The 16,174-nt window shown below is 62.4% G+C and carries 15 protein-coding genes and 2 pseudogenes; 12 read left to right on the top strand and 5 right to left on the bottom strand.

Annotation, left to right across the window (positions count from 1 at the left end):
• The first annotated feature begins 49 nt into the window (after positions 1 to 49).
• On the top strand, positions 50 to 322 hold the full coding sequence (locus tag OC450_RS31595; RefSeq protein WP_262049314.1) for a hypothetical protein: 273 nt from the start codon (positions 50 to 52) through the stop codon (positions 320 to 322).
• Positions 323 to 325: 3 nt separating this feature from the next.
• Here the strand turns inward: OC450_RS31595 and OC450_RS31590 are convergent, their stop codons facing one another.
• Positions 326 to 1,129 (bottom strand): enoyl-CoA hydratase-related protein, encoded by an 804-nt coding sequence (locus OC450_RS31590; RefSeq protein ID WP_211386206.1) that lies wholly within the window; start codon positions 1,127 to 1,129, stop codon positions 326 to 328.
• Positions 1,130 to 1,285: 156 nt separating this feature from the next.
• Here OC450_RS31590 and OC450_RS31585 point away from each other — a divergent pair, with 156 nt between their 5' ends.
• Positions 1,286 to 2,260, top strand: a complete 975-nt coding sequence (locus tag OC450_RS31585) for a ketopantoate reductase family protein (protein WP_211386205.1) — start codon at positions 1,286 to 1,288, stop codon at positions 2,258 to 2,260.
• 58 nt (positions 2,261 to 2,318) lie between these two features.
• On the opposite strand, the gene OC450_RS31580 is transcribed toward OC450_RS31585, so the two are convergent.
• Positions 2,319 to 2,996 (bottom strand): alpha/beta family hydrolase, encoded by a 678-nt coding sequence (locus tag OC450_RS31580; protein WP_262049313.1) that lies wholly within the window; start codon positions 2,994 to 2,996, stop codon positions 2,319 to 2,321.
• A 126-nt stretch (positions 2,997 to 3,122) separates the two neighbouring features.
• On the opposite strand from OC450_RS31580, the gene OC450_RS31575 reads away from it, so the two are divergent.
• Positions 3,123 to 4,268 (top strand): acyl-CoA dehydrogenase family protein, encoded by a 1,146-nt coding sequence (locus OC450_RS31575; protein WP_211386203.1) that lies wholly within the window; start codon positions 3,123 to 3,125, stop codon positions 4,266 to 4,268.
• Between the two features lie 21 nt (positions 4,269 to 4,289).
• Here OC450_RS31575 and OC450_RS31570 read toward each other — a convergent pair whose 3' ends face one another.
• On the bottom strand, positions 4,290 to 5,270 hold the full coding sequence (locus OC450_RS31570; RefSeq protein WP_256805505.1) for a helix-turn-helix domain-containing protein: 981 nt from the start codon (positions 5,268 to 5,270) through the stop codon (positions 4,290 to 4,292).
• 145 nt (positions 5,271 to 5,415) lie between these two features.
• Between OC450_RS31570 and OC450_RS31565 the strand changes: the two genes are divergently transcribed.
• A complete protein-coding gene (locus tag OC450_RS31565) occupies positions 5,416 to 6,141 on the top strand; it encodes an alpha/beta hydrolase (RefSeq protein WP_211386201.1) in 726 nt (241 codons plus the stop codon).
• 39 nt (positions 6,142 to 6,180) lie between these two features.
• On the opposite strand, the gene OC450_RS31560 is transcribed toward OC450_RS31565, so the two are convergent.
• The gene (locus tag OC450_RS31560) at positions 6,181 to 7,065 is read right to left on the bottom strand and encodes a LysR family transcriptional regulator (protein WP_262049312.1); all 885 of its coding nucleotides are present in this window, start codon (positions 7,063 to 7,065) and stop codon (positions 6,181 to 6,183) included.
• Between the two features lie 103 nt (positions 7,066 to 7,168).
• Here OC450_RS31560 and OC450_RS31555 point away from each other — a divergent pair, with 103 nt between their 5' ends.
• The 3 genes and pseudogenes from OC450_RS31555 to OC450_RS34355 form a co-directional block, all read left to right on the top strand.
• Positions 7,169 to 7,597, top strand: coding sequence for a DoxX family protein (locus tag OC450_RS31555; RefSeq protein ID WP_262049311.1), 429 nt, complete (start codon positions 7,169 to 7,171; stop codon positions 7,595 to 7,597).
• A 19-nt stretch (positions 7,598 to 7,616) separates the two neighbouring features.
• A pseudogene (locus OC450_RS31550) lies at positions 7,617 to 8,077 on the top strand (DsrE family protein).
• Positions 8,070 to 8,426, top strand: a pseudogene (locus OC450_RS34355) (TlpA family protein disulfide reductase); the annotation flags it as partial. The pseudogenes OC450_RS31550 and OC450_RS34355, both read left to right, overlap by 8 nt.
• 255 nt (positions 8,427 to 8,681) lie before the next feature.
• Here the strand turns inward: OC450_RS34355 and OC450_RS31540 are convergent.
• Positions 8,682 to 9,821 (bottom strand): amidohydrolase/deacetylase family metallohydrolase, encoded by a 1,140-nt coding sequence (locus OC450_RS31540; RefSeq protein ID WP_211386196.1) that lies wholly within the window; start codon positions 9,819 to 9,821, stop codon positions 8,682 to 8,684.
• Positions 9,822 to 10,170: 349 nt separating this feature from the next.
• Here OC450_RS31540 and OC450_RS31535 point away from each other — a divergent pair, with 349 nt between their 5' ends.
• The 5 genes from OC450_RS31535 (at position 10,171) to OC450_RS31515 (ending at position 15,095) form a co-directional block, all read left to right on the top strand.
• A complete protein-coding gene (locus OC450_RS31535; RefSeq protein ID WP_262049310.1) occupies positions 10,171 to 11,523 on the top strand; it encodes a tyrosine-type recombinase/integrase in 1,353 nt (450 codons plus the stop codon).
• The gene (locus OC450_RS31530; protein ID WP_262049309.1) at positions 11,520 to 12,248 is read left to right on the top strand and encodes a hypothetical protein; all 729 of its coding nucleotides are present in this window, start codon (positions 11,520 to 11,522) and stop codon (positions 12,246 to 12,248) included. The genes OC450_RS31535 and OC450_RS31530 overlap by 4 nt, the downstream gene beginning before the upstream one ends.
• A 106-nt stretch (positions 12,249 to 12,354) precedes the next feature.
• Positions 12,355 to 12,609, top strand: coding sequence for a hypothetical protein (locus OC450_RS31525; RefSeq protein ID WP_262049308.1), 255 nt, complete (start codon positions 12,355 to 12,357; stop codon positions 12,607 to 12,609).
• 6 nt (positions 12,610 to 12,615) lie between these two features.
• On the top strand, positions 12,616 to 12,948 hold the full coding sequence (locus tag OC450_RS31520; RefSeq protein ID WP_262049307.1) for a hypothetical protein: 333 nt from the start codon (positions 12,616 to 12,618) through the stop codon (positions 12,946 to 12,948).
• A complete protein-coding gene (locus OC450_RS31515; protein WP_262049306.1) occupies positions 12,945 to 15,095 on the top strand; it encodes a VapE domain-containing protein in 2,151 nt (716 codons plus the stop codon). The genes OC450_RS31520 and OC450_RS31515 overlap by 4 nt, the downstream gene beginning before the upstream one ends.
• The last annotated feature ends 1,079 nt before the right edge of the window (positions 15,096 to 16,174 follow it).

The raw sequence follows: 16,174 nt of genomic DNA, 5'->3' as shown, positions 1-16,174 counted from the left end.
CGTGTCGCGGCGGTTTCTCCCGCAGCGCGAACCTGAGAGAAGGGCCGCCATGGATTCGATAGCCGTGAAATTCGCCCTGCCCGTCTTGACCATCCTCGCGCTGTCGGCGACTCCCGCCGCAGCCGTCGAGCAGAACTGCCGCTTCATCCAGGCCAAGGCCGATCGCGAGGCCTGCTACAGACGGCAGGAGCAAGAACTCGCGGCGAAGCGCAAGCCCGCGGCGCCGGCCGGCGAGAGCAAGACGCTCCAGTCGCTGCAGCAGATGCGGCAGGACGACGACGCCGTTTACCGCAGCATCAACAACATCTGCCGCGGCTGCTGACCCTCAGCCTTTTCCGTCGCCCCAATTCGCCGCCCGCTTCTCGGCGAACGACGCCAGTCCCTCGGCCGCCTCCGCGCTCTGGCGCTTGACCGAATGCAGGTGCACGAGCCGCGTATAGGCGGCGTCATCCACCGCCATCCCGCCGAACGAGCTCTCAAGCGCGAGGCGCTTGGTCTCGGCCATCGCCTCCGGTCCGTTGGCGAGCAATTGCTCGACCACCTTGGCCCCGGCGGCCTCGAGATCGGCGAGCGGCACCACCTCATGCACGAGACCGATGCGGCGGGCGTCCTCCGCACCGAAGCGTTCGCCGGTCAGCGCGTAGCGGCGGACTTGCCGCACACCGATGGCATCGCAGAGCTGCGGTATGATGATCGCGGCGGTCAGGCCCCAGCGTACCTCGGTAATGGAGAACAGGGCGTTGTCCGCCGCGATCACGACGTCGCAGGCCGCGATCACGCCGGTGCCGCCGCCAAAGCAGCCGCCCTGCACCAGTGCGACCGTCGGGATCGGCAGCGTGTTGAGCCGCTGCACCGCCTCGAAGGTCGCACGCGACGCCGCCTCGTTGGCATCAGCCGATTGCGGCCGCACGCCGTTGATCCATTTGAGGTCGGCACCGGCCTGGAAATGCTTGCCGTTGCCCCGGAGCACGACGACGCGCAAATTGGGCTTCTTGCCGAGATCGTCCATGGCCGCGAGCACGCCCGCGATCAAAGCGCCGTCATAGGCATTGTTGACCTCCGGCCGGTTCAACGTGACGGTCGCGACCCCACGCTCATCCAGGGTCCACAGGACGGGACTGTCGGTCATCGGTGCTCCTCCGCTCATTTGTTTGGCGCGCACTATGGCCGAGGCTCTACGCGTTGATCCATATCTTTCCGGCGTAGGGCGGCCGCGTCCATCGCATGGCGGCTTGTGTCATGCTGGCGCCGGGCGGTACCGAGAAATCAGGGACGGGACATATATATGCGCATCTGCATTTTCGGCGCGGGCGCCGTCGGCAGCCATATCGCGGTTCGGCTGGCCCGCGCCGGCCACGAGGTCAGTTGCGTGATGCGCGGCGCGCATCTGGAAGCCGTCCGGGCCAATGGCCTGAAGCTCCGCGTCGGCGATTCCGAGGTCAGCGCCAAGGTGAACGCTTCCGGCGATCCGGCCCAACTCGGCCCCCAGGACGTCGTGATCTCGACGCTGAAGGCGACCGCGCTGACCGGGCTGGTCTCCAGCATCAAGCCGCTGCTGCAAGACGACACCGCGATCGTGTTCGCGCAAAACGGCATTCCCTGGTGGTATGGCATCGGCCTGCCGCCGCGGCATCCGACCCCGCCGGACATTTCGTTCCTCGACCCGGGCGGGCGCTTGCGCGCCTGCATCCCGAAGGAGCGGATCATCGGCGGTGTGGTGTTCTCCTCCAACGAGGTGACCGCACCCGGCGTGGTGCATAACCTCACGCCGGACCGCAATCGCCTGCTGATCGGCGAATGCGACGACCGCAATTGCGAGCGTATCACGAAACTCCGCGGCGTCCTGAACGACTCCCGGCTGGACTCGCCGCCGGTCGCCGAGATCCGCGAGGCGATCTGGTCAAAGCTGCTGACCAACATGTCGCTGTCGGTGCTGTGCCTGCTCACCGGCCAGACCGCGCGCGGCGTGCGCGACGATCCCGCCTTCACGGACGTCATTCCGCGCATGCTGAACGAGGCCAACGACATCGCGCAGCATTTCATCCCCGAGGTCAAGCGCGTGACCCGCAGCGGCCCTGCTCCCAACCACAAGCCGTCGCTGCTGCAGGATTACGAGCTCGGCCGCGCCATGGAGATCGACGTGCTCGTCAAGGCGCCTGCCGCCTTCGCGCGCGCCGCCGGCCTGTCGACGCCGACGCTCGACCTGATCGCCGCGCTGGCGATCCAGAAGGCGCGGGACAAGGGGCTCTATTCGGCTTAACTCTGGGCGTGATCTTTTCGGAAAGCCGCTGCACACTTTTCCGGATCATGCTCTAGCCTCAGCCGAGGCCGTCGATCCAGGCCGCAAGCGTGTCGAGCACCTCGGTAAGCGCCTGCTCGTTGCTGCGGCCCGACTTTTTCAGCACCACAAAGGAGTGATCGCCGCCCTCGACCTCATGCAGCGTCGCCTTCGCCCCGAGTGCCGCGATGACGGGCTTGAGGATGCCGAGATCGGCGAGCCCATCGCGCGTGCCTTGCAGGAACAGCATGGGGATTGCGATGCCGGCGAGGTGCTCGGCGCGCTCGGCCGACGGCTTCTTGTCGGCGTGCAGGGGAAAGCCGAGGAACGCGAGCCCTCTTACGCCCGGCAACGCCGCCTTGGACTGCGCCTGCGACGTCATGCGCCCGCCAAAGGACTTTCCGCCGGCGACGAGCTTCAGTCCGGGGCACAGCCGCGCCGCCTCCGCGACCGCCGTGCGGATCGCAGCGTGCGCGACCGCCGGCTGGTCGGGGCGTCCCTGCTTCTTCTCCATGTAGGGAAAATTGAAGCGGAACGTCGCAATGCCGCGGTCTGCGAGACCCGCGGCGACCTTCTCCATGAACGCATGCTGCATGTCGGCACCGGCACCATGCGCCAGCACGTAGCAGGCACGCGCATTGTCTGGCTGCGTCACGATCGCCGAGACCACGCCGATGCGCTCGATGTCGAGCTTGAGCTCTTTGGTTTTGACAGCCACAATCAGCAATCCTGACAGACGCGTCTCCGGCCGCCTTGGTAGCGTCACCGGCGCAGCCTGAAAACACAATAATTGCCGCCAAAAGCTGGCCTACCAAGCCGGAAAGCCGCATCGACCGAGGTGACCATGTCCTACCGCTCCTCCTGGATGACCGAAGATCTCGAAATCTTCCGCGACCAGTTCCGGAAATATCTTGCCAAGGACCTGGCGCCGCATGCCGAAAAATGGCGCGAGCAGAAGATGGTCGATCGCTTTGCCTGGCGCGGGCTCGGCGAGATGGGCGCGCTGCTCGCAAGCGTGCCGGAGGAATATGGCGGCCTGGGTGCGACCTTCGCCTATGACGCCGCGGTGCTCGACGACCTCGAAAGCACGGTGCCGGAGCTGACGACCGGCGTATCCGTGCACAGCGCCATCGTCGCGCACTACATCCTCAACTACGGCTCGGAGGAGCAGAGGAAGCGCTGGCTGCCGAAGATGGCCTCCGGCGAGATGGTCGGCGCCATCGCCATGACCGAGCCCGGCACCGGCTCGGACCTGCAGGCCGTCAAGACCACCGCCAGGAAACAGGGCAATGCCTACGTCATCAACGGCCAGAAGACGTTCATCACCAACGGCCAGGCCGCCGACCTCGTCATCGTGGTCGCGCGCACCGGCGATGTCGGCGCCAAGGGCATTTCGCTGATCGTGGTCGAGACCGCAGGCGCGGACGGCTACAAGCGCGGGCGCAACCTCGACAAGATCGGTCTGCACGCCTCCGACACGTCCGAACTGTTCTTCGACAACGTCGCGGTGCCGCCGGAAAACCTGCTCGGCAATGAGGAAGGGCAAGGCTTCGTGCAGCTGATGCAGCAATTGCCGCAGGAGCGCCTCGCGCTTGCGGTCGGCGCCGTCGCCTCGATGGAGCGAGCGGTCAAGCTCACCACCGAGTACACCAAGGAACGCAAGGCGTTCGGCAAGCCGCTGATGGACTTCCAGAACACCGCGTTCACGCTCGCCGAGCGCAAGACCGAGGCGATGATCGCGCGCGTTTTCGTCGACTGGTGCATCGAGCGCCTGGTCGCAAAAGACCTCGACACCGTCACGGCCTCGATGGCGAAATACTGGTGCTCGGACAAGCAGGTCCAGACCGCCGACGAATGCCTGCAGCTGTTCGGCGGCTACGGCTACATGCAGGAATACCCGATCTCGCGCATCTTCATCGATTCCCGCATCCAGAAGATCTACGGCGGCACCAATGAGATCATGAAGCTGCTGATCGCCAGATCTTTATGAATCGTGTCGTTGTAGCTCAGTTCATCGCGCGCGCCAGTCGCGCGGCCGGCAGCCGAAACGCTGCTTGAAGCGCCGCGTGAAGTGGGACAGGTCCGAGAAGCCCCAGTCGAACGCAATGGTGCCGATCGCACGGCCGCCCAGAGCCGGATCCTTCAGGTCGGCCGCCGCGCCTACGAGGCGGCGGTCCATCACATAGTCCGAAAACGTCGTGCCCGAGCGCTCGAACAGCTTGTGGACGTAGCGCTCGCTGATGCCGACGGCGCCGGCGACCATTGCGACCGTCAGTCCCGGCTCGCACAGCCGCTCGTGAATGGCGCGGCGCAGCGCCAGCGCGGTGGCGTCGGCAAAACTTGCGGCTTCCGCCGTCTGCGCCCGCGAGCGGCGCGACAGGCTGAGCGCAACGAGATCGAGCAGCACGTCGAACAGCCGAACGCCGTCCTCCTGCGCCATCCGCAATGCGCCGGCATTCAGGGAGCGCGCGGTCTCGACGATGAGATGACCGACATGAGGATCGTCGGACACGCGCTCGGCCCTGAAATCGAACGACGGCGGCAGCCGGTCGCGCAGGGCGCGCGACGGCACCCAGAACGAAGCAACCTCCAGGGTCGGACCGCGATCGTGCAGCAGCGTCACCTCGCGGTCGCTGTCGACGATGCCGACCTGACCGCGCGACAGGCTGACCTCGCGGCCGTCCTGGAGCATGCGGCATCGCCCGGCGAGCTTGAAGTTGAGATAGAAGCAGCTCTCGCGCGATGCCGCGATATCGGCACGCGAACGATTGACGGTGTGCTCGGGAAACAGCACCCGGTTGATTGCGCCGGTGCCGAGCCCGATCGTCTCCACCTTGGCCGGGAAGCGCGACGTCGTCGCCGATTCCGGCGTCAGGTTCATGAATGCCTGGCAGATCGCCTCGCGGTAATAGGAAAACTGCTCGTCCGGCCGCGTCTCCGCGGTGTTCCAGATGACGTGCCGCGGCCGGCTTGTGGAATTGACCTGTTCCATCAGTTCGCTCCGAGACCAATCCGGTTCAGCGCCAGACAAGCGCGCGGCATCGCGACCGGTTCAATATGGCGGCACCAACGACCGACGCTCAGTCGGCAAGGCCATCGCCCCGCCGATCTAACCAGCCTTCCGAGGGAGCCACAACATGTCGACCTACGTTCTCGTTCACGGCGCCTGGCACACCGGTGCCGAGCTCGAACCGGTCGCAGCGCCGATCCGGGCCGCCGGCCATCAGGTCTACCTCCCGACGATCAAGGGCAACCGCCCGGGCGATGCCAAGACGACGGGACTGAAGGAGGCGATCCAGTCCATCGCCGACTATCTCGCCGAGAACAATCTGACGGAAGTGATCCTGCTCGGTCACTCCTATGGCGGCATGGTCATCACCGGCGTAGCCGACCTCGTGCCCGAGCGTATCCGCCGGCTGGTCTACTGGAACGCCTTCGTGCCCAACGATGGCGAATCGCTCAACGACATGGTGCCGCCGCACTATGTCGGACTGTTCGACATGATCGCGGCCGAGCGCGGCGACGGCTCGGTGGTGCTGCCCTTCCCGATCTGGCGCGAGGCCTTCATCAACGACGCCGATCTCGAGCTGGCGCAGCGCGCTTATGACATCCTCAATCCGCATCCGCTGAAGACCTTCAGTGACAAGATCGCGCTGAAGACCAATCCGGCCGGGATGCAGCCGGCAAAATCCTACATCAACTGCACGGAAGACACCGCGCTGCCGCACGGCTACCCGTGGCACCCACGCCTGTCGGAGAAGCTCGGCCTGTTCCGCCTGGTGCAGGTGCCGGGCAGCCACGAACTGTGCTTCTCGGATCCGGCGCGCCTCGCCAAGGCGATCATGGAAGCAGGCCGCGACTGAGCCGTTCCAGGCGATTGATCGCGCGGCCGCCGTCGCCACTCACCTCATCCGCCTGTCGGCGGCGACGAAGTCGATGAAAGTCCGCACCTTCGCGGAGAGATATTTGCGGCTGGGATAGACCGCGAAAAGCTTTCCTTCGAAAAGGACCTGCCCGGGCATGACATGCTCGAGGCGGCCAGCGGCAATGTCTTCGGCGACCAGCCATTTCGGCAGGAAGGCGAGGCCCATGCCTTCCAGCGCAGCCATGTGCAGCAGCGTTTCGTTGCCACTGCGCAGCACCGGATTGAGCTTGACGGTCTCGGTGCCGTGCTCGCCTGCAAAGGAAAAGCTTTCGCCCGGGTAAAGTGCATAGTGCAGCAGGGATCGGCCGGCGAGATCGGCCGGCTTGGTCGGGCGCCCCGCGCGATCGAGATAGGCCGGCGCACCGACCATATGGAAGGCCACCTTGGTGATGGGACGCGCGATCAGCGCCTCGTCGGGTGCGCCGGTCGCGCGCAGGGCGAGATCGAATCCCTCCTCGACCAGATTGACCATCCGCCCGCCGAGATCGACGTCGAGCCGCACGTCCGGATAGCGGGCCTGGTAGTTCGCCAGCACGCCCGCGAACATCGCATTCGCCATCCACACCGGCGCGGTCAGCCGCAGCGTACCGTGCGGAACGACGGTCGCATTGCTGACGGCAGCCTCGACCTCGTCGAGCGAGTCGAGCATCTGCCGCGCCTGCTCGAAATAGAGCACCCCGCTCTCGCTCAGGCTGACGCGCCGGCTGGTGCGGTTGAGCAGCCGCGTCCCCAGCCGCTTCTCGAGCTGCATCACATGCTTGCTCGCCATGGCAGGCGAGATGCGCAGGCGCTGTGCCGCGGTCGCGAAGCTCTTCAGCTCGGCGACCAGGCAAAACACCCTCATACTGACGAGAGAATGCATGAGATCATCAACACCACGGAAATGAACCAATCCCGGAGCGCATAATGATCAAATGCGAGGAAACTATCAAATAGTGGCAACCCTCAAATTTTGGAGAACCAACGTGTCCACCACCGCCTTCGAGACTGCCTCACCCGACCGCGCCCTTCGCATCGGCCTCTGGACCGCACAGGGCCTGATCTTCCTGGTCTTCACCTCGGCCGGGCTGGTGAAGCTGCTGACGCCCATTCCCGAGCTTGCCGCGATGATGCCCTGGGCCGGGCAGTATTCCGAAACGTTCGTCCGATGCATCGGGCTGATCGACCTTGCCGGCGGGATCGGCATCCTGCTTCCGGCGCTGACGCGGATCCTGCCGCGGCTGACGGTGCTGGCCGCGCTGGGCTGCACGGTGTTGCAGGTGCTTGCGCTCGCCTTCCACATCTCGCGCGGCGAGGCGCCGGTCACGCCGCTCAACGTCATCCTGCTCGCGCTCAGCCTGTTCGTGCTGTGGGGACGCGGCCGCAAGGCGCCGATCGCGGCTCGACAATTTTGAGCGGCAGGACAGCCCGGCCATGACCTCCGCCAACGGATGGTCCCGCAGAGGCCTGCTCGCCGGCGCGTCGACCCTCACGGCCGGCGGCATCGCCGCGGCCAAGGAGGATCGCCTCATTGAGGGCGTCGTGATCCTGATCGACAGCAACGAGCCCTATGTCATGGGGCATGCGATCAGCTACTCGGCAACCTCGCAAGGCATTTTGCCGACAGGGGTGCGAGACTGCTGATCGAGGTCGTCGCCAACGGAAAGGGCATCGACGTCTTCCGGGCGGACAAGACCCCGCTGGTCGAGCCGCTCGCGACGCTGCGGCAGTCGCTGCCCAACCTCAGCTACAGCATGTGCGCGTCGTCAAAGGCGATCGCGGAAACCAAGGAGCGGGTCTCGATTCCGCTGATATCTGGTGCCAGCCTCGTCCCCTTCGGTATCGGCCGCGTGGTCGATCTGCAACTCGAGGGCTGGGCCTATATCCATGCGTGAGAGGCCTCGTGCACCCGGCATGACACTGTCCAGGCGAACGCTGCTGATGGCGGCGCCGGCGATCCTCGCCCCTCCATGTCCAAGCCGCGCGCAGGGCGACGATCCCGCCTGGCCGCCGGTGTTCGAGGCCGGCCGCAGCCAGTTTACCGTCGTGCGGCCTCGCGCAACGATGCCGCAGCTCAGGCTACAGGACCTGCATGGAAAAGACGTCGTGCTGACGGCGCGGCAGGGGCGGATCACGCTCGTCAATTTCTGGGCCACGTGGTGCGCGGCCTGCCGGCTCGATCTGCCTGTGCTAGCAAGCCTGGCGGGATCGCGGCCGGACCGGCTCGACGTCGTCGCGATCTGCACCGACACGAAGGACCTGCACAAGATCCGCGCGTTCCTCGGCGGTCTCGCCGTGCAAAACCCTGACCTGCTACGTCGATGCGTATGGCACGACGGCGGAAGCCTCAGCCTCGGTCTTCACGCTCGTCGGCATGCCCGTGACCTATCTGGTCGGCGCAAGCAATCACGTCGAGGGTTACATCACCGGCGCCCCCGACTGGCTCTCGCCAGCGGGCGCGCGGCTGCTGCAATTCTATCTCGAGCAAGCCTGATCCGCTCAATTCGGGTGCCACCAGCGGCCGCCGATGACGACGCCCTCGGAGACGATCTTGCGGTCACCGATCAGGTGCTCGCCGACGACGTCCTCATAGTCGAACTGGCCTCGGCTGACCGAGATCAACGTGGCGTCGCCGACGCTGCCCGGCTTGAGGCTGCCGAGCTCGGGACGCCGCAGCGCCATTGCCGCGTTCACCGTCGAGGCGGCGACCACGTCGGACAGCTCCATGCCCATGCACAGGAATTTCGACATGGTCGTCACCTGGTCGAAGGCCGGACCGTCGATGCAGAGCTGATGGATGTCGGACGAGATGGTGTCCGGATAAAAGCCGTTGGCGAGCATGGCGCGCGCGGTCTTGAAGGCGAACGAACCCTTGCCGTGGCCGATGTCGAACAGCACGCCGCGCTCGCGCGCGTCCAGCACCGCACGCTTCACCGTGCCCTGCGCGGTCGCGGGCGTGTTGGGGAAGGGGCGGAACGCATGGGTGAGCACGTCGCCGGGACGCAGGCGCGCCAGCACCTCCTCATAGCTCGGCGGCGGATGGTCGATATGCGCCATCAGCGGCATGCCGACCTCGTTCGCGACTTCCAGTGCGATGTCGAGCGGCACGGCCCCCGACGTGCCCGAGGAATGCAAGCCCACGCGGACCTTGATGCCGACGATGAGGTCGCGATTGGCATCCGCGACCTTGGCCGCCTCGATCGGATTCATCAGCCGCAGCTCCTCGCTCTCGCCAACCATGATCCGGTGCGAGAAGCCGAAGATGCCGGCATGCGAGACGTGCAGGTAAGCGAGGATGCGGACCTGGCTCGGCTCGATCACATGCTTGCGGAAACCGGCGAAATTGCCGGGCCCGGCGCTGCCGGTGTCCACGGCCGTGGTGACGCCGGAGAGACGGCAGAACTCCTCGGCGTCGATTCCGAGCGAGGTGCCGCCCCAATAGACATGGGTGTGAAGATCGATCAGTCCCGGCGTCACGATGAGCTGCGAGACATCGCGCACGTCGGTGCCCGGATCAGCCTTGAGCCCGGCGCCCACGGCAGCCACCTTGCCGCCCGAAAATGCGACATCCGTCACGGCGTCGAGCTTTTGGGACGGGTCGACCACACGGCCGCCGCGCAGGATCAGGTCGAAAGGCATCATGGTCTCCGGATGGGGCAGTGAGGCACGGCCGACAGGTCGGCGAGGCCAGGAAGGAAGTCTGTTGCTTCTAGCAATTCCTGCGCCGGAGGGCCTGCCAAATGGCGGCCATTACCCATGACAAAATGGCGATCCCGGCATGACTCGAACATGCGACCTACGGTTTAGGAAACCGCCATTTGGGCATAACCCTGCCCCACTTAGACGAACAACGCCCAACACCTAAAAGCACAGAAGCCCTCAGTTTTCCTGGCTTTTTTGCCCAAGTTAGGGTAAGTTACAAACATAGGCTAACAGGGTATAACTGGTCCTCTTCGTTACCCAGACGTTACCCATGCTAGGATTGGCAATGGGCAAGACGTTGACGGCAGCAGCCGTAAAGAATCACCGCCCCGGCAAAAAGCGCCGCGAAATACCTGACGGTGGCTGTCCGGGGTTACATCTTGTAGTGCAGCCCAGCGGAGCCAAATCTTGGGCGTTGCGCTATCGCCGACCAGACAAGCGCACAGCAAAATTGGTTCTAGGTTCAGTGTTCGAACGTGACGGTCAGGAGCCGGATACGGAGCCGGTGATAGGCGGCCATCTTACTCTCGCCGCCGCGCACCGCTTGGTAGCAGAGCTACGCCACCAAATAGCCCAGGGTCGTGATCCCGGCGCTACCCACATGGCCGAACGAGAACGCCGTCGCGCTGCGAGTTTCGATCGCGCGACGAATACTTTCAGTACGGCTGCAAGGGATTTCATCGAACAATACGCGAGAAAGAAGATCCGCCGCTGGGAAGAACCAGCGCGGCTCCTCGGTATTCGGCCGCAGGATCTAACTCTTATTTCAAAGGGGCTCGCAGATCGATGGGATAAGAGGCCAATCGCTGAAATCGACGGCCACGATATTTACGCCGTGATTGATGAGACGCGGCGGAGCGGCGCACCCGGCTTAGCGCGGCGAAGCGAAGGACCGACCGAATCGCGCGCGCGTGCAATGTTAAGCTGTTTATCTCGGATGTTCAGGTGGCTCGTACAGCACCGTAGGATCGGCCTAAATCCATGCAATGGCGTCCACCGGCCGGACACGCCGAAGGCGCGAGACCGCGTCCTGATTGATGCCGAAATTGTCAAGTTCTGGTCGGCTGCTAATGCCGAGCGTGTGGAATTTGGCGCACCGCTTAAGCTCCTGCTGCTGACCGGCTGCCGACTCAATGAGGTAGCCGGGATGACATCGGGCGAGCTAAGCGACGATTGCATGACTTGGAACATTCCGGGCACGCGCACCAAAAACGGGCGAGCGCATTTGGTTCCTCTTGCACCACTTGCGCGGGAGATTCTGGCAGGCGTCAGAGAGACTGCAGCGAGAGAAGGTTACATTTTTTCGACCACAGATGGAGTATCTCCGGTGGGGGGCTGGTCAAAGATCAAACTCCGACTGGACCGCACAATGAAGATTCCGCATTGGCGGCTTCATGATCTGAGGCGCACCGCAGCCACCGGAATGGCCGAAATTGGTATCGCTCCACACATCGTCGAGGCTGCGTTGAACCACGTCTCCGGAGCAAAGGCCGGGGTTGCTGGCACGTACAATCGCGCGACTTACGCGCAGGAGAAACGCGCGGCTCTGGAGCGTTGGGCGAAGCACGTGCAAGGCTTGGTAGGCGACAAGCCAAGCAATGTTGTGGTTATTCCGATCAAGAAGCGGAAGCGGCCATGAACAAACGAGTAAACAAGACTGATGGTCTATCCTTAAAGGATGTAGTTGATTTAAAAAGTATTGCAATTGAACGGGAGCGGCAGGATACGATGTTCTGGGCTCAAAACAGCGAGCTCATGCCCGACTTCAAGATCAAGCGAACCGAAAAGAAAGCACCTTCCCCAAAAAGGGCGGAGATGGAATCAATCTTCCGCGAGCGCGCACCAGCAACACAGTTTTGGGGCGAAATCATCCATGTGCCCGGCATCACGGTAGAGGAAAAAGCCGCTGCTCTTAAGGCGCAGCGAGGCCGCAAGCTGCCACAGAACGTGTGGCGCAAACTGTTGCTTGATCTAGTAGTTGATATCACCCCCCGGGACAAACCAGTGCCCGAAACGTTGATCGCGTTGCTGCGTGACGAACTTGAACTGCCAAAAAATCACGACGTAGGCGGTTGGCCATTGACCGCCGGAATGCGTCGCGACAGTGGCGGGTCGGATCACGGGGCGCGGGAATGCGCCTCTCTCATTGACTGTAAGTACATCGATGCAATGCTCACGCACAAGGACGAAACTACACGCCTTAAGGCCGTTCCCATGCCGCTCAATGAGTTGCGGCGGAAAGTGAAAGCCAAGTTGGGGCGCGCGCCGGCCACGAAGACCTTACGCGAGTGGCGCCAAAATTTGGATTATTGGGACTTAACGCAACAACACTGGCAGGCGCAGTTCGGGGGCGGGGACAAATAAATTTCTTGCCCTCTGCGGGGGCATAAGAATCATATGCCCCCGGCTACCAAAGGCGCCGTGCGTGGGCAACGTTGCTAACAACGTTTACACGCACAGGAGCCACACCATGCCAAACACACCGCCGCGCCAAATTCCGGAAGCGCAGCCCGCTCTGGACCAGCTAGTGCCAGACCCCCTCGTCGCTAAGGAGTTTGGTGGCGTCAGCCTCATGACGTTGTACCGCTGGACCAATGATCCAAAGCTGGGGTTTCCGCCACCAGTAAAGATTCGAACAAAAAATTTTCGGTCGCGCCTCGCCATCGAGGAATTCAAGGCCAGGATGATGCACAGCGCCGTCAGCCAGCGCGTATTGACTAAGTGAAACCTCATGGCACGCAAAAGCAACGACCCCGCTGCGAACGGGGTCGAGGGCATTGCTGTATTTTCTGAGAATACCGCAGGTATAGCCCATAATCGGCCTGCCGCCAAGGCCCCCGTAATCACCGGCATTCGGCGTAGGGCGGGTGGTAAGGCCGACTGGTTGGTATCGATCAAGGACGTCTGTACTGACGTCCCCATCAGGGATCGGAAACTGCGTAGATATCGAAGGTTCTGCGCCGCCGTCAGTTACAGGTTTGGCGTCACCTTCGATCCGATGGCACAAGCTGATTGGACGATCATCGTCGAGGCGGCGATCGCTGCCGAAGGCGGTATGTCATGAGCGCAGGCACCTCGTCCGCTCTCAGCGTCGCGCTCGATTACATTAAGCGAGAATGGGCTGTCGTTCCGATCGACCATAAGCAAAAAGCGCCGAAAATTAAAGCATGGGAAAAACTGTTTATCACGGCGGAGAATGCCGCCGAGTTTTTCAACGGCGCTAAGCAGAATATCGGCGTTCAGCTAGGGGCCAAGTCAAAAGGCTTGGCCGACGTCGATCTGGACTGTGCCGAGGCCGTCAAACTGGCCCCCTACTTTTTGCCGCCGACCGACGCGGTGTTCGGCAGAGCGAGCAAACCGTCGTCACATTATCTGTACATTATCGACGATGCGCCGGGAAAGGGGACCGAGCAACTCAAAGACGAGAATAAGAAAACCATCATTGAATTACGCATGGGCGGTGGGGGCGCAGCCGCGCAGACGGTCTTTCCGGGGAGCACACACCCGAGCGGAGAAACGATCCAGTGGGATAAAAACGGGGCACAGGCTAAGTCAAACTACCAGATGCTAAAGCAGGCAATGACGAAGATAGCGATTGGCGCGATTCTAATGCGTCAATGGCCAAAGGGTAGTGGCCACGAGGCCGCGCAAACGGTCGGCGGCGTTCTAGCACGCTGCGGCTGGGATGCGGAGGACATCGGTGACTTCGTTGGCATCCTAACACGCGTGGCTGGCGAACTACCGACCGAAGACGACAACAAACGAACAGCAAAAAACGCCGCTGAGGCTCACAGCAACGGGCAGCATTCATTCGGGTTTCCTAAGCTCGCCGAGGACTGGGGCGAGAAGTCGGCCAAGGCAATCGCAAAGATTCTCGGATACAAGAGGGAGAACTCCGCGCACGTAAGAGCTTCGATCGGTAGTATTGCGTGGCGCGAAAGGCGGGTCGACGGCTTGCCGCGGCCAAGCATGCACAGCGCGCGTTTGGCCATAACGGCGCTCGGTATCGAGTGTCGGCACGATATTTTCCATCACAAGATTCTTTTTGGTTTCCGCGGCGACAACATGCAGCATGAGATGCAGTCGCTAGTCGGAGAGGTCACGGACGATAGCATTATCATGCTTCGCCAGCTCTTGTCGGATCACTTCGGAGTCGATTTCCTTAAAAACCCAACCATCGATGCGGTGATCTCGCTGGCGAACCAGCATCGCTTTGATCCGGTTCTGGACATGCTGGCGAAGGCAGAGGCCGAGTGGGATGGTAAACCACGTCTCGACCGCATGGCTGTCGATTACTTCAACACTGACGACACGCTATTTAATACGACCGCACTCCGCATCACCATGATTGCCGCCGCGCGTCGTGCGCGCCACCCTGGATGCAAGTTCGACGAGATTACGGTAACGGAATCTCCGGAAGGCTACGGTAAGAGCGGTGCGTGGCGCGTACTGGCTGGCGAGGATAACTTTAGTGACCAGAGCATTCTAGGCAAAAACGGTCGAGAGGTGCAGGAGCAGCTTTCATCGATCTGGATACATGAGAATGCTGAACTCGCCGGTTTGGGCAAGACGGAAATCGAATCCGTTAAGGCCTTCGCCAGCCGTCAAGAGGATATCGCTCGCCCTGCATATGGTCGCTTTATCTACAAGCAGCCACGGCACAGCATCGAGGTTGGCACCACTAACGACGACGAGTATTTGCAGTCGCAGACGGGCAACCGTCGGTTCTGGACACTCAGAATACGCAGGGCAATCGACCTAGATAAGTTGCGGCAGGACCGCTTGCTGTTGTGGGGCGAGGCCGCAAGACGCGAGGCACTCGGAGAAAGTATCCGGCTCGACCAGAAGCTTTGGGCCGTCGCCAGCATGGAGCAGGAAAATCGCCGCATCAAGGATGGCTGGGAGGATATCCTGGCGAATATTCCGGAGGAAGTTCCGCTGCCTTTCGCGAGGGACAGCGAACCTAACACGTGCCAGATCATTCACTTCTCCACCAACCAGGAGAAGGTAAGAAGCGCGGACATCTTGACACACGTGCTAAAAATTCCAGCCGAGCGACATAGCTCAGCATACGCAATGCGCGTCGCGAGGATCATGAAGCGGCACGGCTGGCAGCGCACCTCGAACGGCAAGGTCAGCATAAACAGCGAGCAGGTTCGCGGATGCTTTCGCCAGCGCGACGGGGTCTTGCCACTGCCAGAGACCCAGTAATGGCCCAAGGGTTAGTATGCAAATAACCGCCCCTAGCCGCCCAGCCGGGGGGTTATATAGTGCTGGCGACGCCGATGAGCGTGCCGGCGGGGCACCACAACGTTTTCACCCACCCAACCCAACAAGTCTCACCAAAGGGTGGCTGGGGTGGCTAGGGCGGCTATTTGCTTGCGGCCAGTGGATAAATCGCAATTGTGGCGGGCTGGCGAGGGTGGCTATTAAGCCCTGGGCAGAGACCAGCGCTGCACCCTCTACTCGCCCCGCGGTTGCCAAAACCGCCGGCCTACGACAGTTTCTTTAGCAACCCCAAGTGCTTATGTTGCTTTAACGGACTGGTCCCGCTCTACGGGTAGCATGCGGGTAGCAAAACCGTTGGCCAGGCTGAAGGCCGCCCGGACTTCCCTAGTGCTTCAAACTTGGGAGCCCTACTTGGGTTGGGCCAACCACGAAGCAAGCGCTCAGCGGGGCTCTCAAAGCCTCCCATGGTCAACGCGGCCCCGACTACAAAAGTGCCCCTTCGAGCCCGGCGTTGCCTTATCCTGGGTAGGCGTTATTTCGGCGGCCGAGGTAGTAATGGTGCCCCTCGCGGTGTCGTACGGGATGAAGCGAACGTCCCCCCTCGGCAGTGACACTCGCCGTACTTCCATGGGAGCTGCCGGCCTACATGGGACCTGCTGGCCCCTGATTTCGCGGCAGCAAACCTGGATTAAGTAAATCAAAGATACGCCAAGCCAAAACGCTGAAAACCAATGCTCTGAGTCATTAAGCGATCCATTGGATTCGCCCAAGAGGGGATCAAATCAAACCTTCGCGTCGATTGTAGAAGGACGATGAAATTGAGCTAATCAAGGGAAAGAGCGGGCTGAGTAGCTCGTGATCGATCGCAGATCCCACACGCGTATTCGTGGGGAGGTGCATTCCAGGCTGCGGCGTCGAACTGCGGGCCCGGCTCGGGTGGCTGACGCGCTTTGATTGCTCAACGAGGATCGTGACCGAAAGATGCAGTTGGAGGGGCATCGATCCACACAAACGAAAACGCCGCCTCGGTTTCCCGAAGCGGCGTTTTCGTATTCGAACAT

The organism is Bradyrhizobium sp. Bra78, assembly GCF_024519855.1.
In the GTDB taxonomy this organism is placed as follows: Bacteria; Pseudomonadota; Alphaproteobacteria; order Rhizobiales; family Xanthobacteraceae; genus Bradyrhizobium; species Bradyrhizobium japonicum_G.
Note: the sequence above shows the minus strand (reverse complement) of the source record. Positions and strands in the feature narration are given on the sequence as shown.